We start from the raw sequence: 18,946 nt of genomic DNA, 5'->3' as shown, positions 1-18,946 counted from the left end.
TATCCCTTTTATGTCTGAATCTCCTGTAAAAGACTTCACCCAGCGCTTCATCTTTGACGAGAGCGATGTTCGCGGCGAGCTGGTCGCCCTGCACAGCAGTTACGCTGAAGTGCTGGCCCGGCATCCGTACCCGGCGCCTGTCGCGCGTCTGTTGGGCGAACTGATGGCTGCGGCGGCGCTGCTGGTCGGCACCTTGAAGTTCGACGGCCTGCTGACCCTGCAGGCGCGCTCCAGCGGCGCAGTGCCGCTGTTGATGGTCGAATGCTCCAGCGAACGTGAACTGCGCGGCATTGCCCGCTATGACGAAGCGCTGATTACTGACGCGACCACCGGCTTGCAGCAACTGATGCCTGAAGGCTCGCTGGCCATGACCATCGATCCACGGCACGGCAAGCGCTACCAGGGCATCGTGGCGCTGGACGGTGTCGATCTGTCGGCAAGCCTGTCGAGCTACTTTGTGATGTCCGAGCAGCTTGGCACACGCTTCTGGCTCAAGGCCGACGGCCAGAACGCCCGTGGCTTTTTGCTGCAACAACTGCCGGTTGCGCGCATCACCGATGCCGATGAGCGCGCTGCCAGTTGGGAGCATGTTGTCACCCTGGCCAATACCCTGAGCGATGAAGAGCTGCTGGGGGTTGATAACGAGACCCTGCTGCACCGCCTCTATCACCAGGAGCAGGTGCGACTGTTTGACACGCAGCCGATCACTTTCCGCTGCAGTTGCTCACGCGAGCGCTCCGGCAGCGCCCTGATCAGCCTGGGCGAGCAAGACGCCCAGCAGCTGGTCAAGGAGCACGGCGGAGCCATCGAGATCGACTGCCAGTTCTGTAACGAACGCTATCTGTTCGACTCCACGGATGTCACTCAGCTGTTTGCTGGTGGTGGCGTCGACTCGCCGTCCACTACTCGCCACTGACTTTGCTGGCGATAGAACCCTCCAGAACACGATCAAGCACGTTCATAACGTTCTGACCGGAGGGTTCTATCATTTCCGGGCATTTCTGGCATAATCCGGCCCACTTTTGGCTGTAGTAGTGCTTGTTTTTTTACTACAAAAACCGTTTGGAACACTCGGCATTCCGCCGATGGGGACCCTCATGACGCAAACCAAGAACGCTGTGTACACCGACCTGAGCATCGACGACCTGGTCAAGGAAGCCCTTGCCCGTGGCGAAGGCGAACTCGCCGACACTGGCGCACTGGTAGTGAGAACCGGCCACCGTACTGGTCGCTCTCCGGTGGACCGTTTCATCGTTGAAGAGCCAGGTACTCAGGATGCTATTGCCTGGGGCCCGATCAACCGCAAGTTCCCGGCCGACAAGTTCGACGCGCTGTGGGACCGCGTTGGCGCCTATCTGGGCGAGCGCGAGCGTTTTGTTTCTCATGTCCATGTCGGTTCTGACCCCGCTCACTATCTGCCGGTCAAGATGACCACCGAGACCGCGTGGCACAACCTGTTCGGCCGTTGCCTGTTCATCAACCCTGAGCAGTACAACGAAGGCGCCAAGGACGAGTGGCAGATCTTCAACGCCCCTTGGTTCGTCTGTGAGCCAGAGCGTGACGGCACCAACTCCGACGGCACCGTGATCATCAACTTCGCGGCCAAGAAGGTTCTGATCGCTGGCATGCGTTACGCCGGTGAAATGAAAAAAGCCATGTTCTCGGTGCAGAACTTCCTGCTGCCTGAAGCTGACGTGCTGCCAATGCACTGTGCGGCCAACATGGGCGAAGAGGGCGACGTGACCCTGTTCTTCGGCCTGTCCGGCACTGGCAAAACCACCCTGTCGGCGGACGAAAGCCGTTACCTGATCGGTGACGACGAGCACGGTTGGGGCGAGGGCGTAGTGTTCAACATCGAAGGCGGTTGCTATGCCAAGTGCATCGACCTGTCCGAGAAGAACGAGCCCGTCATCTGGAAAGCCATCCAGCACGGCGCCGTCCTGGAAAACGTGGTGCTGGACCCGACCACCAAGAAAGCCGACTACGCCGACGACAGCCTGACCCAGAACAGCCGTGCGGCCTACCCGCGCGAGCTGATCGAAAAACGCGCACCGAAGAACCTGGGCGGCGAGCCCAACGCGGTGATCTTCCTGACCTGCGACCTGACCGGCGTACTGCCGCCCGTGTCGATCCTCAGCGAAGAGCAGGCTGCCTATCACTTCCTGTCCGGCTACACCGCACTGGTTGGCTCGACTGAAATGGGTTCGGGCGCCGGCATCAAGTCGACCTTCTCCACCTGCTTCGGCGCACCGTTCTTCCCGCGTCCGGCTGGCGTTTACGCTGAGCTGCTGATCAAGCGTATCCGTGGCTTCAACTCCAAGGTCTATCTGGTCAACACCGGCTGGACCGGCGGTGGCTACGGTGTCGGCAAGCGCTTCAACATCCCGACCACTCGTGGCGTGATTGCAGCGATTCAGAGCGGCGCGCTGATCGGTGCCGAGACCGAGCACCTGGACATCATCAACCTGGACGTACCTAAAGTCGTTCCAGGTGTCGAAACCGTTCTGCTCAACCCACGTAACACCTGGGAAGACAAAGCGGCCTACGACCAGGCGGCCAAAGGCCTGGCTGGCCTGTTCATCGAGAACTTCAAGAAGTTCGAGGTGAGCGACGCCATCAAGGCGGCCGGTCCACAGCTGTAATTTCAGCTGGCTTAACAAGAAACCGCCCTTCGGGGCGGTTTTTTTATGAGACAAGCTTCTCTGCAGCGAGGGTCTGACGCCTCTGAGCGCCTGCTGTGTCGCACGCTGAAAACTACATGTCGTAATTAAACAAACTTTTTTCCGGTCTGAATTTCAGCCCATTTCAAAGGGTGTCTTTGTTCATTTGCGGCGACAGTAAAAGCTCTGAAACAATGCTTTTCACTCACTCGGCGAGCAGCAGGACAGACCTTTGACGACCTCCAGCATCCAGATCCAGCGTTTTCAACCCCAGGACCAACAAGGCGTGATCGATGTCATCGTGCCGATCCAGCAGCAGGAGTTCGGCATCGCCATCACTGCAGCAGATCAGCCAGACCTTGCTGCTATTGTGGATTTCTACCAGCGCGGCACCGGTGATTTCTGGGTCGCGAAGCAGGCTGGTACGGTGGTTGGCACCATTGGCCTCAAAGACATCGGCCAAGGCCAGGCCGCCTTGCGCAAGATGTTCGTGGCCGCAGCTTATCGCGGTCGTGAATTGGGCGTGGCTGCGAAGCTGTTGGCCGAGTTGCTCGACGGCGCCAGGAGTAAAGGCGTGAAAGAGGTCTTGCTGGGGACCACCGACAAATTCCTCGCGGCCCACCGTTTCTATGAAAAGCACGGTTTCATTGAGGTGGCCAAGGACAGCTTGCCGGCGAGCTTTCCGTTGATGGCGGTGGATAGCAAATTCTATAAGCTGATTCTTGAGAACTGATGCCGATCAGCCAAGGGCAGCGCGGGTTCTGTGGGAACGAGCTCGCTCGTGAAAGCGGCATTACATCCACAACAGATGTAGCGGTTTTACTGGCCCTTTCGTTGGCGTGCCGCCCAGACCAAGGTCGGCTCCCACCGGGACCTGGCCAGGTCCGAAATCGCTTAACTGATCGGCATTAATTCTTGAGAACTGATTGTGCAGAGCGAAAATCCTGAAGCCCATGCTCAGCCAGCAAGGGCCTTGAGAACGTTCTGGGGATCGTTGTGAATAGCTTTCAGTAGTGCACGTGCAGGTCCTGCGGGCTCACGACGGCCCTGTTCCCAGTTACGCAACGTGCCTATCTGCACATCGATCATTGCAGCGAATTTCGCTTGAGACAGGCCGGTTGAGCGGCGTATCTCTTTGACCTGCAGTGCGTCCACCGTGAACTCGCGCGACGCTGCTTTTTCTCCACGAATGATCCCATCCATTTGCTGGACGCTTTCCATTAATTCATCGAAAAATTTGCTCATGGTTAACTCCATCCGTCGATGATGGTTTTCAATGCTTTTCGTTCGTCCGAGCTCAGATCGTGTTTTTCATTCTTCGCATAGATCATAAGCATGGCGATCCTGGACGCTGAAACGAAGTGATAGTAGATAGCCCTTGCACCGCCACGTGTGCCGCGACCTCTTGAGGCGACGCGAATCTTTCGGATACCCCCGGTTCCCTCAATCAACACGCCCTTTGAGGGGTTTTTTAGGAGGTCCTTCAGTAGATCACCGTACTCTGCGTCTTCAAGCAGTTCTTTAGCGCGCTTTGTAAATACAGGTGTCTCGATAAAAATCATATACGAGTATACGCCTCTGGCGTACCTTTTGAAGTGCGAGCTGCCGCAGGAGAATAGGTGTGTGCTGCTCAATAGCCCTGAAGGCTCTTTTCCAGAGAAATGGATATTAGAGGGCGGCTGAAAGCTGTGACAGATGAAGAGGCAGCTATAAACGTAGGAAATGCCTATGTTTAGATAAGAAAAAACTTAGCAAGATGTAGTCTTTCAGGGGCTCGAAGGTCGGGCCGCAGTTTGCTTGATGCGAGTCGCAACTCACAGGTGTCTAAAGACCTCATACGGAGCTTTTCTCCAGCAACGCTGTCTCATCCGGCTAAGCATATTTTCCCGCAATAGAAGGACGAAAACGATGTTGGTAACAAGGAACTGGGCAGCGCTGATGCTGGGCTTGTGCATCACCACGGGTGCGATGGCTGATAACGATACGGCGCGGCCGCAGGTTGCTGACCGGGTGGTGGCTTACTCGGGCACGCAAGGGGTGAAGGTGTGGACGCTGCGCTATGCCGAGCGTTCGGCCAACCAGGCGCTGGTGCAGATCGAGGGTGTGGATCACGACTGGGACAAGCGCATCCAGCAGATGACCGTCGAGAAGACCAGCAAGGACACCCGCTATTCCACGCAAGTTGATGGCAAGAAGTATGTCGCGCTGATCGTTCAGGGCAACTATGGCGAGCTGTATCTGCCGGGCGAAGCGCAGACCGCTTCGGTGGGCTATGACGAGGGACTGTCCAGCCAGGGCAATGCCCAGCACTTTCTTACTGACTACCTGGAGCAGTCCGGGAAATAGCCGCCAGGCCTTGCAAGGAGTTCTGACCATGAGCGTTCTACGCCCAAGATTCGTCACCTTCGACTGCTACGGCACGCTGACGCACTTTCAGATGAGCCCCATGACCCGGCAGATGTTCGCTGACCGGGTGCCTGTCGAGCGTATGGACGCCTTCATCAAGGACTTCGCGGCCTACCGCCTCGATCAGGTCAAAGGTGAGTGGGTGCCTTATGATCAGATCATCAAGCAAGCCCTGGCCCGTACCTGCAAGCGCTGGGGTATCGACTACCGGGGTGAAGGCCAGGCACTTTACGATGCGATACCCGAGTGGGGGCCGCATCCTGATGTGCCTGCCGGGCTGGCGAAAATCGCGAGCGAAATTCCGTTGGTGATCTTCTCTAACGCCAGCGACAGTCAGATCATGTCCAACGTCGGCAAACTCGGTGCGCCGTTTCACAAGGTCTTCACCGCCGAGCAGGCGCAGGCTTACAAGCCGCGGTTGGCAGCGTTCGAGTTCATGCTGGATAACCTGGGCTGTGGCCCGCAGGACGTGCTGCATGTGTCATCGAGCTTTCGCTACGACCTGTTTCCTGCCCACGACATGAACATCACCCATAAGGTATTTGTCGCGCGCGGGCACGAACAGCCGGCCAACAGCATCTATGGCTACCGACAGATCAGCGATATCAGTGAGCTGCCGGGGTTGCTGGGGCTTTAACTGGCTGTTAAGTCTGCTCATCCTTCTTGATCCACTTCACCACTTTGGGCGGCTGGTAGTTCTCGATGGCCTCAAGCAGCCCGGCGACGTCGTCTTTGACGATCACCATCTGGCGGTGTTCATCCTTGAGAAAGGCCTGGTTCACCACATGCGTCAGGAAGGCTGACAGGCCATCATAGAAGCCGTGCACGTTGAACAGCGCGCAAGGTTTTTCGTGGTAGCCAAGCTGCGCCCAGGTCCACACCTCAAACAGCTCTTCGAGGGTGCCGACGCCGCCCGGCATGGCGATGAAGCCGTCTGACAATTCGGCCATCAGCGCTTTGCGTTCGTGCATGGAATTGACCACACGCAAGTCCTGCAGGCCAGGGTGGGCGATCTCTTTCTGCTTCAGCGCCTGGGGGATCACACCGATCACTTCACCGCCATTGGCCAATGCGGCATCAGCCACTGCGCCCATCAGGCCCACCGACGCCCCGCCATACACCAGGCCAATACCCGCACGGGCCAGCGCTTCACCCAGACGGGTCGCCTGATCCATATACACCGGGTCGCTGCCGGCACTCGAACCGCAAAAAACACACAGACGCATCAGGGCATTCCTTTCTGTAGCCATGGCTGATGAACAGGGTGTCACAAGGATAGCGGTTGATAAAGGTTGCCTTCCCAATGCAGTTAAACGGTAAAGCCCCTGCGGACTGGCGTCGGCAGGGGCTGAGGAATTGATGCTGTTAACGGGAGGTCAGCGCCGAGTAGCTGTTCATCAGGTTGCGGTAGTTGGGAATGCGCTGGCTCAGCAGGTTGCCCAAGCCTTCGATATCGTTGCGCCAGTCGCGGTGCAGCTCACACGCCACCGAGAACCAGTTCATCAGTTGGGCGCCAGCCTGGCTCATGCGGTTCCACGCGGCCTGTTGCACGGTTTCATTGAAGGTGCCGGAAGCATCGGTCACCACGAACACTTCAAAACCTTCTTCCAGGGCCGACAGCACCGGGAAGGTCACGCACACGTCGGTGACGACACCGGCGATGATCAGTTGCTTGCGGCCGGTGGCCTTGATCGCCTTGACGAAATCTTCGTTGTCCCAGGCGTTGATCTGGCCAGGGCGGGCAATGTACGGCGCATCCGGGAACTGCTCTTTGAGCTCCGGCACCAGCGGGCCGTTGGGGCCTTGCTCGAAGCTGGTGGTGAGGATGGTTGGCAGCTCGAAGAATTTGGCCAGGTCACCCAGCGCCAGCACGTTGTTCTTGAACTCGTTGGGCGAGAAGTCCTGCACCAGCGAAATGAGGCCGGTCTGATGGTCGATCAGCAGTACAGCGGCGTCGTCTTTGTTCAGGCGGTTGTAGGTGAAGTTGGCCATGGGGTAGATCCTTTATCTGAGAAGTTTGAGGTAAGTGGCGTTGCGTTCAACTTGGACACAGATTAAGGATTTACCTGGACGGGATAAATCGGCTGAAAAGCGTTTTACTGTCACCCTGAAGGAGACAATCGAAGGGTCAGATGGCGAGTACGGTCAGAATTTTGGTTACCATGCGTCATTGTTCACTGGCTGCGATAACTTCCATGGCCCTTGCCGCACCGCCTGACCTGACCGACACCGCGATTCCTGTTCAGCCGCTGGCGCGCACCTACCCGCGCGGGCTGTATATCGAGCCGCACCAGCATGTATGGGGCCAGGTGCTGTATGCCTCGTCAGGCGTGATGTGGGTCGAGACGCCTCGGGAGGCGCTGCTGGTCCCACCTCAACGCGCGGTCTGGTTGCCGCCGGGTGTCGAGCATGGCATTCGTGTGGTCTCGGATCTGGAAATGCGCAATATCTACCTGCGCCCGGCCATTGCCCTGACTCTTGAAAAGACCGTGCAGGTGTTCGAAGTGGGCAGCCTGCTGCGCGAGCTGATCATCAGTCTGGTCGCGCTGGACCGTGAAGCTGAACCTGACTACTACGATGCTTTGGTCAATCTGGCGTTGCTCGAACTGGCCCGCGCCCGCCGTTCGCTGATCCGCATCCCCATGCCGGACGGCGCCGACCGCCGCCTTATGAACCTCTGTCAGGCGGTGATTGACGAGCCCTCGCTGGACATTCCTTTCGAGCAACACGCAGAGAGCGCCGGTGCCAGCGTGCGCACCCTGGCCCGCCTGTTCCGGGCTGCTCTGGGTATGGGCTTTGCCGAATGGCGTCGCCAGGTACAACTGGCCACCGCCGTAGCCAGCCTGATCCAGGGTCAGGCTGTCAGCAGCATCGCCCACCGCCTGGGCTACTCACCAAGCAGCTTCAGCGACATGTTCCGTCGGGAACTGGGGGTGGCGCCTTCGCAGTATGGGATGGGGTCGTAGCAGACCTCATGGCTACGGGACAACTGTCCCGACCCTGATTACCCCGGAAGTCGGGCGGTTGGTAACGGCTCTTGATTGTTATGCCAGACGCCTTCAATCGCCGCCTCTCATAGACACCAGACTACCAAGCTGGCCGAAATTCAGAAGTCCTTGGCCGGTAGCCTTTTGCGTCTGTCCCTAGACTCTGGCCATTCCCTGATTGGTCCGGAGTCCTTCCATGAGCTTTGTCATTTCCCTGGTCATCGGCATTGCGGTCGGTGTGCTGTACGGCGCGCTGGATTTTCGTTCGCCGGCGCCGCCCACCGTGGCACTGGTCGGTCTGCTGGGCATGCAGCTCGGTGAAAAAGCCTGGCCCATGGGCAAACAATTGGTCACGGCCTGGCTGTCCTGAATCTTCTATCTGAGTGGAGTTACTGATGAACGCACTGCAATTTTCCCGCACTGGCGACCTGGCAGCTTTAGAGTATGTCGAACTGCCGCAACCGGTTGCCGCCGAGGGCGAGGTGCTGATCCAGGTGAAGGCCGCCGGGCTCAATCCCAGTGACGTAAAGAACGTCTTGGGCCGCTTCCCGTACACCGTACTACCGCGAGTGCCGGGCCGGGATTTTGCCGGTGTAGTGGTTGAAGGCCCGCAAGGTCTGATTGGCCAGCAAGTCTGGGGCACCGGCAAAGAACCGGGGTTCTTCCGTGACGGCTCCCATGCGCAATGGCTGACCTTGCCGGCCAATGGTGTGGCGCTCAAACCCAAGGCGCTGAGCTTTGTTCAGGCCGCCAGCCTGGGCGTGCCTTACACCACCGCCTGGGATGCCTTGCAGCGCAGCGGTGTCGGCGCCAATACCCGGCTGCTGGTGATCGGCGGCAACGGGGCGGTCGGCAGTGCAGCACTGGCACTGGGCCGGGTGCTGGGCGCTCAGGTGCTGGGCGCGGTGCGCCGTCCTGAGCAACAGCAGGCTCTGGCCGCCAAGGGGATCGACAGCGTTGTGCTGGGCGAACCGGATGCGCTGGCCGGGCAAGTGCAGGCGTTTTTCAGTGGCGGTGCCGACGTGATCTTCGACACCACCGGCTTCTGGCTGGCGCCATCGGTGGCGGCGTTGGCGACCTGGGGACGCATCGCGATTATTGCTGCGCCGGTAGACGGCCAGGTTCAGCTACCGTCACTGGCGCTGTACCGCAAAGGCGGTTCGGTGGTCGGGATCAACTCGCTGCTTTACGACTGCAAAGCCTGCGCCGCGATGCTCGACCAGTTTGGTCGCTTCTTCGATGAAGGGCTGCTGGAACTGCCAGGTGACCTGGTGGAATCACCCTTGAGCGAAGGCCTTGCGCGCTATGGCGAGGTCAATGCCGGGCGCAGTGACAAGATCATCCTGATCCCCTGAGCGCCATCTCCAGCTTAACTGTCCAGCGTCAGAATCTGCAGAAACAGGGCGAAAAAGCCGAAGAAGATCCAGAAGATACTGAACAGCCACGGCGCGCGCAGGGAGAACAGCAGGGACTTTTTCGGCCCGGTTTCGCTGGACTCCCAGTCGCTGAACAGCGGCGAGTCGTCATAGGTCAGACCGATGACCGGCTCGCTTTGCAGCAATTGCGCCTGCTTGTGGTGCCAGTGCTGGATGATCTCGCAGGCCGCACGAATGCCTGGCCAAGCGCTGAGGGTGTTGAGCAGGCCGAGCAGGGCCAGCATCGGCGGAATCACTACAGTGAAAATCACCCCCCAGTCAGGATTGAGGTTAGCCATTGACGAGGCGTAGGCGATCACCATAAACGACTGCGCAGTGAGGTAGGCGTTGGTGCGGTTGGAGAGGTTGGTGGTCTCGTACTGGATCTCCCGGCGGTAGAACTCCAGGCGCTCCTTGGGCGAGCCGAACAGCCGGGTGTTCTGTTCCTTGACCACCTCCTCGGGCGTTTCGTGGGTAATGATTCTGGGCACGCTGCTGACCTGCAAGGCTGGATTGGCTCGGTAGACTCCTGCCTGACGGCGCGGTTCGACTGATGTGACCAGCCGCTTTACAAGCATTGCAGAGTTTTACCTTTGCCCCTTAAGATGAGAACGATTTTCAAAAGCGGGATCATTCAGGGTGTCTACGTCCTCCATTCACAAGCTGGGTTTCTTCTTCAGCGACCACCATCGCTGGTTGCTGCAGCACATCCAGTGGCGGCTGGGACGCTCAAACGGCAACCATGCCGACGCCGAGGACACCGCTGCCGAAGCCTTTTGCCAGATGCTTGCAGCCAGGGTCGACCCGGACAGCATCGAGCAGCCGCGCGCCTATCTGTCGACCATCGCCCGTCGTTTGATTCTTGACCGGCACCGGCGCAGGCAACTGGAAATCGCCTATCTCGAACGCCTGGCCCTGCTGCCCGAGCAGGTCGCGCCATCGCCGGAAGACCAGCATCTGCTGATTGAAGCGCTGGTGACCATCGACCGGGTGCTCGACGGTTTGCCGATGCTGGTCAAGACCGTATTCCTCTACAGCCAGCTCGACGGCATGAGCTATGTCGATATTGCTGCCAAGCTCAATCTCAGCGAGCGCACGGTCAGTCGTTACATGAAACAGGCGTTGTGCCAGTGCTATATGGCTGATAGCAGCTCGTGAGCCGGCCTGCGATTGACCCGGTTGGTGAACAGGCCGTCGACTGGATGGTGCGCCTCAGCGCCGGCCAGCACTCGGCAAATCTGCGCGCTGAATTCGATGACTGGCTACGCCGCGACCCGGCGAATGCCCAGGCCTGGCAACGTTTGCAAGAGCGCATTGGCGGCTCGTTCAATGTGGTTCGCTCGCTGGAGCGCCACAAACCAGGCCAGGCCGAAGAGGCCCGGCGCCTGTTGCTCACGCCCTCCACGACGCGCCGCGATGTGTTGCGCGGCCTGGCAGCCATTGGCTTGCTGGGGGGCGGGCTCTGGTTGGCGGCGCGCAGCGGCCCCGGCCTGGCACTGTTCGCTGACCTGCGCACCGGCACCGCCGAGCGCCGCAGCCTGACCCTGGCGGACGGCAGCCGCCTGGGCCTGAATGCCGACAGCGCGGTCGACCTGGACTTCAACGCCAGCCAACGCTTGATCATCCTGCGCCGTGGCGAACTGATCATTCAGGTCGCCGCCGACCCACAGCGGCCCTTGCGGGTACGCACCGAACAGGGCGAAGCCCGTGCCCTGGGCACGCGCTTCATGGTTGCCCAAGAGCAGGACGCCACCCGCCTGGTGGTGCTGGAGCATGCCGTGCGCGCCCGCCTGAACGATGGCCGCGAGCAGGATGTGTTGCAAGGTCAGGGCGCGCTGTTACGTACTTCGAGCATCGAGCCGCTGGGCCGCGAAGCACTGCGCCGCGCCGCCTGGCTGGAAGGGCGCCTGAATGTACTCAACGAGCCACTGGGCGAAGTGATCGATGCCTTGCGCCCCTATACCCACGGCATCCTGCGGGTGGCGCCCGAGGTACAGGATCTGCGCGTGCAAGGCGTGTTCCCGCTGGATGATCCGCAGCGCACCCTGCAGGCTTTGGGAGAGACACTGCCGATCAAGGTCGAGCACTACACACCCTGGGTAACCGTGATCGGCCCGCGTTGAGGACCTGTCGCCTGCAGAGCAGCCTCCCACAGTGGCCAGTGTCGTGCCTGTGACTTGAGTGCGACGCCAGCCCGGTGGGAGGCACTGCTGGCGAATGGCGGAGAGTCTAACAGGGAAGTTTTGAAAATCTTTCTCATTCGTGTCCGGTTTTTCGATCTCGTCCCACCTATTTCCTGAAACGACCCTTAACACGATCATCAGGAGCATGTTGTGCACAACCCTTGGTTCCACGCCCTCCCGCTTGCCCTCGCTGTAGCCGCCATCAGCGCCCCGGCCATGGCCCAGGCTGCCCAGCCGTTCAACATCCCGGCCGGCAACCTGGCCGATACCCTGAACAGCATTGCCAGCCAGGGCGGCCTGGTGCTGTCGCTGGACCCGAGCCTGGTCAGCGGCAAACAGGCGCCGGCCATTCACGGCGAAATGACCGCCACCCAAGCGCTGCAAAAGGCCGTGGCGGGTAGCGGGCTGGATGTACTGGTGACCAGCGGCGGCAATGTCACGCTGGTGCCGGCGCTCAGCAACGAGCAGGCGCTGGAGCTGTCGTCGGTGACCATTTCAGGCAAGGCACCGGGGTCGATTACCGAAGGGACGGGGTCGTACACCACCGGCTCGACCAGCAGCTCGACGCGTTTGAACCTGACCCCGCAGGAGACGCCGCAGTCGATTACGGTCATTACCCAGCAGCGCATGGAAGATCAGAAGCTCGACAGCTTGGTCGATGTGCTGGATGCAACCACCGGGGTGATCATCAAGACCCTTTCCATGGGCGCAGATACTCCGCAGATCTGGGCACGTGGTTCGAGTATCAACAACTTTCAGGTCGATGGTGTTCCAACCATTTCATCGCTGAATAACTACCTGCAAAGCACGATTGCTTATGACCGGATCGAGGTCGTGCGCGGTGCGACGGGCATGATGAGCGGCATGGGTTATCCTTCGGCCACTATCAACATGGTGCGCAAGCGCCCAACCTATGAGGCCCAGGCTTCGATTCGTGGTGAGGCGGGTAGCTGGGACCGCTACGGTACCGGCTTCGATGTTTCAGGCCCGTTGACCGACAATGGCAATGTACGTGGCCGGCTGGCGGCCGACTACAAAACCCAGCACGCCTGGACGGACAACTACGAGCAGGAAAACACCGCAGTTTACGGTATTGCGGAAATTGATCTTGGCGAAAACACGTTGCTGTCAGTGGGTTTTAACCACCTGAAGAAACATACCGACTCGCAAACCCGGATGTTTCCGCTGCTGGACAGTGTGGGCAATAAGGTGCCCTCTAACGCCTCAGACAACGACTCACCTGCCTGGTCTTACTATGACCACCAGTCGAACAACGTCTTCGCATCCCTGGAGCATCGATTTGATTCAGGGTGGAGTATCAAGAGCGAGTTGTCGCATACCCAGTATCAATATGATGGGCTGGTTGCCGCCTTTCAGGGGCGGGTCAACCAGGTCACCGGAGCCGGTGCTTCGATCCAGTCAAACCACTATGCGTCTACGGTCAATCAGGACACCCTCGATGTCTATTTGACCGGCCCGTTTTCTTTGCTGGGCCGCGAGCATGAATTGATTACCGGGCTGACGCTGGCCGATACCGATATCGAAACGCCCAACTATCTGCAGACCACGCCCACTTACAGCATCCCTAACTTCTGGGACTTCTCCAGGACCACCGCAATACCGGGCTTTCGAAAGAACGGCAAGGTTGAAACCAGCGAGTATCAATACAGCGCTTACCTGAGTTCTCGCTTTCGCCTTACAGATGATACGCGCCTGTTGGTGGGTGGCCGCGTCACCGACTGGAAACGTAACCGGGATACCAGCAATACCGACAACGGTTCGAAAAGCAAAACCACCGGGCGTGAAAGTGGAGTGTTTATTCCTTACGTGGGTGTCACCCATGCGCTGGATGAAACCTGGTCGCTGTACGCGAGCTATACAAAGATCTTCAATCCGCAGTTGTATTACGTCGTCGATATCAACCAGCAACCCTTGATGCCCGAAGAGGGCACCAGCTATGAGACCGGTATCAAGGCCAGCTTCAATGAAGGGCGCATGAATGCCAGCCTCTCGGTGTTTAAAACCGAGCAGGACAATATTGGTGAATGGGACTCTGATTCAAGAACCTACACCCCGCTCAACGGTATTGATACGCAGGGTGTCGAAGTCGAATTCAACGGTCAGTTAGCAGAGGGCTGGAACCTCAGCAGCGGCTATGTCTACAGCACGACAATGGACGCAGAAGATCAGCGGGTTTTGACGCGTGCCCCGCGACACAGCCTCAAGACCTTCACGACCTACCGCTTGCCGGGCAACCTGGAGAAGTTCACCGTCGGCGGCGGCTTCAACTGGGAAAGCAAAACGGGTACTGATCTGCATGTATTCAGCCAAAGCAGCTACGCCGTATTCAACCTCATGGGCCGTTACGACATCAGCCGTAACCTGACAGCGTCGATCAATATCAATAACCTGTTTGATAAGGAGTACGTCCTTGCTGACAACGGACTTAACGGAACCTGGGGGGCACCACGCAACTTCATGACGTCGTTCAAATACAGCTTTTGATTGATACGGCAGCCAGGCGCACCTGACCCTCAGGTGCGCTCTGGCATCTGCCGATTGCATCACCTGCACGCCTCACGTTAAATTTGATAATAGTTATCAATCACACGTTGGCGCCTACCCTCATGGATCACCGCACAAGCTTCGAACAGGACGTCGAGCGCCTTTATCTGCAGCATTCTGGCTGGCTGAAAAACTGGCTGCGCAAGCGCCTTGCCGAACGTGCGGATGCCGATGACCTGGCACAGGACACCTTCGTGCGCATCATGCGCGCGCGGCGGCCGGTCAATGATCTGCAACAGCCGCTGGCGTACCTGGCGACCATCGCCAACAGCCTGTTGATCAATCGCTGGCGGCGTCAGGCGGTGGAGCGGGCGTATCTTGAGGTGCTGGCCGAGCAGCCGCAGGCGCTGGAGATTTCCCCGCAAGAGCGCTACCTGCTGATCGAAACGCTGGTCGAGGTCGATGAGCTGCTGCAGGGGCTGACGCCCGAGATGCGCGAGATCTTTCTGTTGTCGCAACTCGACGGGCTGACCTACAAACAGATCGGCAACCAGTTGGGCATCAGCGTCGACCGGGTGCAGCGCAGCATGAGCAAAGCCTTCGCGCTTTGCTATGCCAGCCGCTTCGAGTAACCGCGCGTGCCGACTGCCCAAGACCCGCAGGCGCCGATTGCCGATGCGGTGCGCGATCAGGCCATCGACTGGTTCACCCAGGCGCAATCGGGCGACATGAGTGCCGCGCAGGCCGAGAACCTGCAACGCTGGCGTCAGGCCGATCCCGAGCATGAGCGTGCCTGGCAGCGGCTGGCCGGTATTTCCCGGCAGTTACAACAGCGCAGCACAGTGCTGAGCAATCCGCTGGCCCGCAACACCTTGAGCAAAACCCGGTTGGTTGAGGCGGATCGCCGCCAGCTTCTCAAGCTGCTGTTTGGCGCCGGATTGCTGGGTGGTGCGGCCTGGCAGGTCAGCGACAGCTTCTGGCTGCAAAGCACTCTGGCCGATTACCACACCGGCATTGGCGAGCGCCGTCATCACACCCTGGCGGACGGCACGCAGGTCTGGCTCAACACCCGCACGTTGCTGGATGTGCGCTTCAGTGCGCAGGAGCGCCAGTTGATCCTGCGCCAGGGCGAGGTCGATATCCTGACCGGCAGCGACCCGGCCGGGCGACCGTTGCTGGTCTACACCGGCGAGGCGCGGCTGCAACCCTTGGGCACACGCTTCACGGTGCGCCGCGACAACGACACTCAGGGTACCTTGCTGGCGGTCAGCAACGGCAGGGTGGCGGCGCAGCTTGCCAGTGGCGGCGATACACAGGTAGTGCCGGCAGGTTTTCAGACGCGCATCGATCACGCCCGGATCCAGCCGCTGCAACCCGCCAGTCAGGCCGAGAATGCCTGGGTCGACGGTTTTATCGTGGCTGAGCGCATGCGTCTGGGGGACTTTGTCGAAGAGCTGGCGCGCTATCGGCTGGGCGTACTGCGCTGCGACCCGGCAGTGGCCGACCTGCGCCTGACTGGCTCCTATCCGCTGGCCGACCCGGCCAGAATCCTCTCGATGCTGGAGCAGAGCCTGCCGGTGCGGGTTGAACAGCGTACCCCGTGGTGGGTGACCATCACGGCTCGCTAAGCACTGAGAAAAAATCCAAAAAAAATCGCAGATTTATCCGCCTCGCTTGGCCTATGAGCAGAACCCGTGCATCGCAAGCGCGGAGCCCTGCCAGCCAAGATCGGAAAACCGTCATGAAATACCCCGCAACGCCCCGAAAATGCCGCCGCCAGGTCGCCTGCGCATCGACCCTGAGCCTCGCACTGCTTGGCGGTGCCGTGCTCACTGACGGCCTGACCGCCACCCGCGCACAGGCGCAGACGATGGCCAGCATCCAGCACTTCTCGATTGCCGCCGGCCCTCTTGATCAAGCGCTGAGCCAGTTCGGTCGCCAGGCCGGCATTGCCTTGTCGACCAATGCCAGCCTGACGGCCGGCAAGACCAGTGCCGGGCTGCAAGGCGAGTTCAGCATCGAGGAAGGCTTCAGACGCATTCTGGCGGGCAGCGGATATTCTGCGGCGCAGCAAAGCGATGGCAGTTATCTGTTGGTGGTGGCGATGGAACCTGCCGGGGCCATGGAGTTGTCGTCGGTGACCATTTCCGGCAAGGCGCCGGGGTCGACGACTGAGGGGACAGGGTTGTACAACACCTACTCAGCCAGTAGCTCGACCCGGCTCAATCTGACACCGAAGGAAACACCGCAATCGGTCACAGTGCTAACGCGTCAGCGCCTCGATGACCAGAAAATTGAAAATATGGTCGATGCTCTAGAGGCAACGCCGGGTATTACCGTGAGTCGCGCTGGCGTCGATATTGATAACGACTTGATTTACTCGCGCGGTTTCATTCTTAACAACTTTGCTGTCGATGGCGTTCGCACCTCTTCATTACTCGCCAACCAGCGTCTGAGCAGCGTTGCTTATGATCGAATCGAAGTCGTCCGGGGCGCTACCGGCTTGATCAGCGGAATGGGTACGCCTTCGGCAACGGTTAACCTGATTCGCAAGCGCCCGACATTTGAACCGCAGATCAGTCTCACTGCAGAGGCCGGTAGCTGGGATCGCTATGGCACCGGGTTTGATATCTCCGGTTCCTTGAACGATTCAGGAAGCATTCGAGGCCGTTTGGTCGGTGACTACAAGAACCAGCATGCCTGGGTGGACCGTTTCGAAAAAGAAGAGTCGGTGTTGTATGGCATCACCGAACTTGATTTGAGTGATAAGACCCTGCTGACACTGGGTTTCAATTTCGAAACGACCGATGCAAATGCGCCAATGCGCAGTGGCTATCTGACGCGTTATAGCAATGGGCAGCGCATCGACTTCAAGCGCTCGGCCAACAATGCCCCGGACTGGACGTTCTACGACAATGAGTTGAGCAGCATCTTTGGCTCGCTCGAGCACCAGTTTGAGTCGGGCTGGAATGCCAAGGCTGAATATCGTTACAGCCAGTACCGCAGCAACGCGATCGTGCCGTACATGGCCGGTTCTGTTAACCAGGCAACTGGTGCTGGAGCCTACATTGCACCGGCCCGGTTCAGGGATGCCCCACATGAACATAGTCTGGACCTCTACGCGACAGGCCCGTTGAAGCTGTTCGACCGGGAGCACGAGATCATTGTCGGGACCACCCTGTCAGACCTGCAGTCAACGTCACCAGTGTATGGCTCATGGATGTATCCTTATACGGGGTATAACGGTGCCATTGCCAACCTGCTCGACTGGGACGGTAGCCTGAGCAAACCTGACTTTCCGAAGACGGCTGATGTTGAAACTCATGAGTATCAGTACGGCGCTTATCTGAGTGCTCGCTTCAATCTGACCGATTCGACCCATCTAATTGTTGGTAACCGGTTGACCGACTGGAAACGTAACAGAGACACCACCTCGTTGGCGGGGGTGACCACCAAAACAAATGCTCGCGACAGCGGCGTATACATTCCCTACGTGGGTGTGGTTCAAGACCTGAACGACACTTGGTCGTTGTACGCCAGCTACACGAAAATCTTCAATCCTCAACCTGTATATGTCCGCGACGTCAACAAGCTGCCCTTGTCACCTGAAGAGGGCAGCAGCTATGAGCTGGGTGCCAAGGCCAGCTTCAACGATGATCGCCTTGTCGCCAGTCTGTCGGTGTTCAAGACCGAGCAAGATAACCTTGCGATCCTTATCAACGATGGCACGTTCAGCAATTACACCGCAGCTCAGGGCACGACCAGCACGGGCGTGGAAATGGAGCTTTCCGGTGAGCTTGCCCCCGGCTGGCAGCTCAGCAGTGGCTATACCTATAGCGTTATCGAAGACAGCGAGGGTGAGCGCATCGTCACTCAGGTTCCTCGCCACAGTGTGAAAACTTTCTCGACATATCGCCTGAGCGGCCCGCTGGATAAATTGACTGTTGGCGGTGGAGTCAATTGGCAAAGCAAATCCGGCGCGGACCTTCAGTATCTGACCCAAGGCAGTTATGCCTTGGTCAATCTGATGGCCCGTTACGAAATCAGCCAAAACCTCACCGCTTCCATCAATTTGAATAACGTCCTGGATAAAGAGTACTTCTCGGGTGGGCCGAGTTGCTGTGCGGTCTATGGCGAACCCCGCAATTTCATGACCTCCCTGAAATACACCTACTAAACCCCGGCCTCGCGCACCTGGCCCTCAGGTGCGCGGAATCAACTCCTGCCCGCTGCCAAACACCGGGTAAACCACTTCGTCACTGTCCAGGTCGCGGATTGTGCTCTTGATATGGATGCGCATCGATTCGCGTCCGGGAGCGCCGACAATGCGGGTGCTGTTCTGGAAGTCGACGATGTAGCGTTTGCCGGCTTTGAACTCCACGTCCCGGGCTTCCAGGTTGCACTGGGCGCCGCCGGTGCCCAGGGCATTCATGGATGTCCAGCACCAGCGCAGCGAGTGCTTGCCCGGTGTGAGTTTGAGTGCCTGTTTGCCGGAGACGTCGAGAATCGAGGCGCGGCCGGCGCCTTCGAGCAGCTGATCGTCGACGTGGGTGGCCAGCAGCAGGCGGTGGAAGGGGATGCCCAGGTCGCGGTAGCGAACCGTGGCGAAGTACACTACCGGGGCATCCGGTGCGTTATTGGACAGGTCGTAAGGCGTCATCTGCTCTGGCGCCCAGTCACCCTGGTAATTCTTGTAGTGATAGCTGGAGCAGCCGCCGAGCACGGCGGTGAGCATCATGGCGGCAGTGACTTTGAACGGTCGGGTCGAGAGCAGGCGCATCGTTCTTCCT

At 59.1% G+C, this 18,946-nt stretch carries 20 protein-coding genes; 14 read left to right on the top strand and 6 right to left on the bottom strand.

The window, feature by feature from the left end; all coding sequences use genetic code 11:
- Positions 1-10 precede the first annotated feature (10 nt).
- The 3 genes from hslO to PSCI_RS07185 all read left to right on the top strand — a co-directional run bounded on the left by hslO (position 11) and on the right by PSCI_RS07185 (position 3,393).
- A complete protein-coding gene (gene hslO / locus PSCI_RS07195) occupies positions 11-916 on the top strand; it encodes an Hsp33 family molecular chaperone HslO (protein WP_045484698.1) in 906 nt (301 codons plus the stop codon).
- Between the two features lie 181 nt (positions 917-1,097).
- Positions 1,098-2,642: a phosphoenolpyruvate carboxykinase gene (locus tag PSCI_RS07190; RefSeq protein WP_045484695.1), complete on the top strand. Its 1,545-nt coding sequence runs from the start codon at positions 1,098-1,100 to the stop codon at positions 2,640-2,642.
- A gap of 250 nt (positions 2,643-2,892) precedes the next feature.
- Complete coding sequence (locus tag PSCI_RS07185) at positions 2,893-3,393, top strand: GNAT family N-acetyltransferase (protein WP_045484692.1); 501 nt, start codon at positions 2,893-2,895, stop codon at positions 3,391-3,393.
- Positions 3,394-3,617: 224 nt separating this feature from the next.
- Here the strand turns inward: PSCI_RS07185 and PSCI_RS07180 are convergent, their stop codons facing one another.
- The gene (locus PSCI_RS07180; protein ID WP_045484689.1) at positions 3,618-3,905 is read right to left on the bottom strand and encodes a helix-turn-helix domain-containing protein; all 288 of its coding nucleotides are present in this window, start codon (positions 3,903-3,905) and stop codon (positions 3,618-3,620) included.
- Positions 3,906-3,907: 2 nt separating this feature from the next.
- Positions 3,908-4,222 (bottom strand): type II toxin-antitoxin system RelE/ParE family toxin, encoded by a 315-nt coding sequence (locus PSCI_RS07175; RefSeq protein ID WP_045484686.1) that lies wholly within the window; start codon positions 4,220-4,222, stop codon positions 3,908-3,910.
- A 346-nt stretch (positions 4,223-4,568) separates the two neighbouring features.
- On the opposite strand from PSCI_RS07175, the gene PSCI_RS07170 reads away from it, so the two are divergent.
- A complete protein-coding gene (locus PSCI_RS07170; protein ID WP_045484683.1) occupies positions 4,569-5,006 on the top strand; it encodes a hypothetical protein in 438 nt (145 codons plus the stop codon).
- Between the two features lie 28 nt (positions 5,007-5,034).
- Positions 5,035-5,703, top strand: coding sequence for a haloacid dehalogenase type II (locus PSCI_RS07165; protein WP_045484680.1), 669 nt, complete (start codon positions 5,035-5,037; stop codon positions 5,701-5,703).
- A gap of 7 nt (positions 5,704-5,710) precedes the next feature.
- Here PSCI_RS07165 and PSCI_RS07160 read toward each other — a convergent pair whose 3' ends face one another.
- Together PSCI_RS07160 and ycaC are read right to left on the bottom strand one after the other, a co-directional pair.
- Positions 5,711-6,292, bottom strand: a complete 582-nt coding sequence (locus PSCI_RS07160; RefSeq protein ID WP_045484677.1) for a TIGR00730 family Rossman fold protein — start codon at positions 6,290-6,292, stop codon at positions 5,711-5,713.
- Between the two features lie 139 nt (positions 6,293-6,431).
- Positions 6,432-7,058, bottom strand: a complete 627-nt coding sequence (ycaC, locus tag PSCI_RS07155; RefSeq protein WP_045484675.1) for an isochorismate family cysteine hydrolase YcaC — start codon at positions 7,056-7,058, stop codon at positions 6,432-6,434.
- A gap of 203 nt (positions 7,059-7,261) precedes the next feature.
- Here ycaC and PSCI_RS07150 point away from each other — a divergent pair, with 203 nt between their 5' ends.
- The 3 genes from PSCI_RS07150 to PSCI_RS07145 all read left to right on the top strand — a co-directional run bounded on the left by PSCI_RS07150 (position 7,262) and on the right by PSCI_RS07145 (position 9,408).
- Entirely contained in the window at positions 7,262-8,032 is a 771-nt protein-coding gene (locus PSCI_RS07150; RefSeq protein WP_045484673.1) for an AraC family transcriptional regulator, read from the top strand.
- 217 nt (positions 8,033-8,249) lie between these two features.
- Positions 8,250-8,423 carry a DUF1427 family protein gene (locus PSCI_RS28455; RefSeq protein WP_084709882.1) on the top strand — a complete coding sequence of 58 codons (174 nt, stop codon included), beginning with the start codon at positions 8,250-8,252 and terminating at the stop codon, positions 8,421-8,423.
- Positions 8,424-8,448: 25 nt separating this feature from the next.
- Positions 8,449-9,408 carry a quinone oxidoreductase family protein gene (locus PSCI_RS07145; RefSeq protein ID WP_045484671.1) on the top strand — a complete coding sequence of 320 codons (960 nt, stop codon included), beginning with the start codon at positions 8,449-8,451 and terminating at the stop codon, positions 9,406-9,408.
- Positions 9,409-9,422: 14 nt separating this feature from the next.
- On the opposite strand, the gene PSCI_RS07140 is transcribed toward PSCI_RS07145, so the two are convergent.
- Positions 9,423-9,923: a hypothetical protein gene (locus tag PSCI_RS07140; protein WP_045493965.1), complete on the bottom strand. Its 501-nt coding sequence runs from the start codon at positions 9,921-9,923 to the stop codon at positions 9,423-9,425.
- A gap of 184 nt (positions 9,924-10,107) precedes the next feature.
- Here PSCI_RS07140 and PSCI_RS07135 point away from each other — a divergent pair, with 184 nt between their 5' ends.
- The 6 genes from PSCI_RS07135 to PSCI_RS07110 all read left to right on the top strand — a co-directional run bounded on the left by PSCI_RS07135 (position 10,108) and on the right by PSCI_RS07110 (position 18,333).
- Positions 10,108-10,626 carry a sigma-70 family RNA polymerase sigma factor gene (locus PSCI_RS07135; RefSeq protein WP_045484668.1) on the top strand — a complete coding sequence of 173 codons (519 nt, stop codon included), beginning with the start codon at positions 10,108-10,110 and terminating at the stop codon, positions 10,624-10,626.
- A complete protein-coding gene (locus tag PSCI_RS07130) occupies positions 10,623-11,591 on the top strand; it encodes a FecR domain-containing protein (protein WP_045484665.1) in 969 nt (322 codons plus the stop codon). The genes PSCI_RS07135 and PSCI_RS07130 overlap by 4 nt, the downstream gene beginning before the upstream one ends.
- 210 nt (positions 11,592-11,801) lie before the next feature.
- Positions 11,802-14,156: a TonB-dependent siderophore receptor gene (locus PSCI_RS07125; protein ID WP_231906383.1), complete on the top strand. Its 2,355-nt coding sequence runs from the start codon at positions 11,802-11,804 to the stop codon at positions 14,154-14,156.
- A 122-nt stretch (positions 14,157-14,278) separates the two neighbouring features.
- Positions 14,279-14,788: a sigma-70 family RNA polymerase sigma factor gene (locus PSCI_RS07120; RefSeq protein ID WP_045484662.1), complete on the top strand. Its 510-nt coding sequence runs from the start codon at positions 14,279-14,281 to the stop codon at positions 14,786-14,788.
- 6 nt (positions 14,789-14,794) lie between these two features.
- Entirely contained in the window at positions 14,795-15,784 is a 990-nt protein-coding gene (locus PSCI_RS07115) for a FecR domain-containing protein (RefSeq protein ID WP_045484659.1), read from the top strand.
- A 113-nt stretch (positions 15,785-15,897) separates the two neighbouring features.
- Entirely contained in the window at positions 15,898-18,333 is a 2,436-nt protein-coding gene (locus PSCI_RS07110; RefSeq protein WP_045484656.1) for a TonB-dependent siderophore receptor, read from the top strand.
- A 24-nt stretch (positions 18,334-18,357) separates the two neighbouring features.
- Here the strand turns inward: PSCI_RS07110 and PSCI_RS07105 are convergent, their stop codons facing one another.
- Positions 18,358-18,936, bottom strand: a complete 579-nt coding sequence (locus PSCI_RS07105; protein ID WP_144403207.1) for a hypothetical protein — start codon at positions 18,934-18,936, stop codon at positions 18,358-18,360.
- Positions 18,937-18,946 lie beyond the last annotated feature (10 nt).

This window comes from Pseudomonas sp. StFLB209 (assembly GCF_000829415.1).
In the GTDB taxonomy this organism is placed as follows: domain Bacteria; phylum Pseudomonadota; class Gammaproteobacteria; order Pseudomonadales; family Pseudomonadaceae; genus Aquipseudomonas.
The sequence above is the reverse complement of the archived record's forward strand: the minus strand, read 5'-3'. Positions and strand labels throughout refer to the sequence as shown.

Coding starts and splice junctions, on each gene's coding strand:
- PSCI_RS07160 (WP_045484677.1), bottom strand. CDS start 6,292: ATGCGTCTGTGTGTTTTTTGCGGTTCGAGTGCCGGCAGCGACCCGGTG.
- PSCI_RS07150 (WP_045484673.1), top strand. CDS start 7,262: ATGGCCCTTGCCGCACCGCCTGACCTGACCGACACCGCGATTCCTGTT.
- PSCI_RS07180 (WP_045484689.1), bottom strand. CDS start 3,905: ATGAGCAAATTTTTCGATGAATTAATGGAAAGCGTCCAGCAAATGGAT.
- PSCI_RS07120 (WP_045484662.1), top strand. CDS start 14,279: ATGGATCACCGCACAAGCTTCGAACAGGACGTCGAGCGCCTTTATCTG.
- PSCI_RS07110 (WP_045484656.1), top strand. CDS start 15,898: ATGAAATACCCCGCAACGCCCCGAAAATGCCGCCGCCAGGTCGCCTGC.
- PSCI_RS07145 (WP_045484671.1), top strand. CDS start 8,449: ATGAACGCACTGCAATTTTCCCGCACTGGCGACCTGGCAGCTTTAGAG.
- ycaC (WP_045484675.1), bottom strand. CDS start 7,058: ATGGCCAACTTCACCTACAACCGCCTGAACAAAGACGACGCCGCTGTA.
- hslO (WP_045484698.1), top strand. CDS start 11: ATGTCTGAATCTCCTGTAAAAGACTTCACCCAGCGCTTCATCTTTGAC.
- PSCI_RS28455 (WP_084709882.1), top strand. CDS start 8,250: ATGAGCTTTGTCATTTCCCTGGTCATCGGCATTGCGGTCGGTGTGCTG.
- PSCI_RS07165 (WP_045484680.1), top strand. CDS start 5,035: ATGAGCGTTCTACGCCCAAGATTCGTCACCTTCGACTGCTACGGCACG.
- PSCI_RS07190 (WP_045484695.1), top strand. CDS start 1,098: ATGACGCAAACCAAGAACGCTGTGTACACCGACCTGAGCATCGACGAC.
- PSCI_RS07175 (WP_045484686.1), bottom strand. CDS start 4,222: ATGATTTTTATCGAGACACCTGTATTTACAAAGCGCGCTAAAGAACTG.
- PSCI_RS07170 (WP_045484683.1), top strand. CDS start 4,569: ATGTTGGTAACAAGGAACTGGGCAGCGCTGATGCTGGGCTTGTGCATC.
- PSCI_RS07105 (WP_144403207.1), bottom strand. CDS start 18,936: ATGCGCCTGCTCTCGACCCGACCGTTCAAAGTCACTGCCGCCATGATG.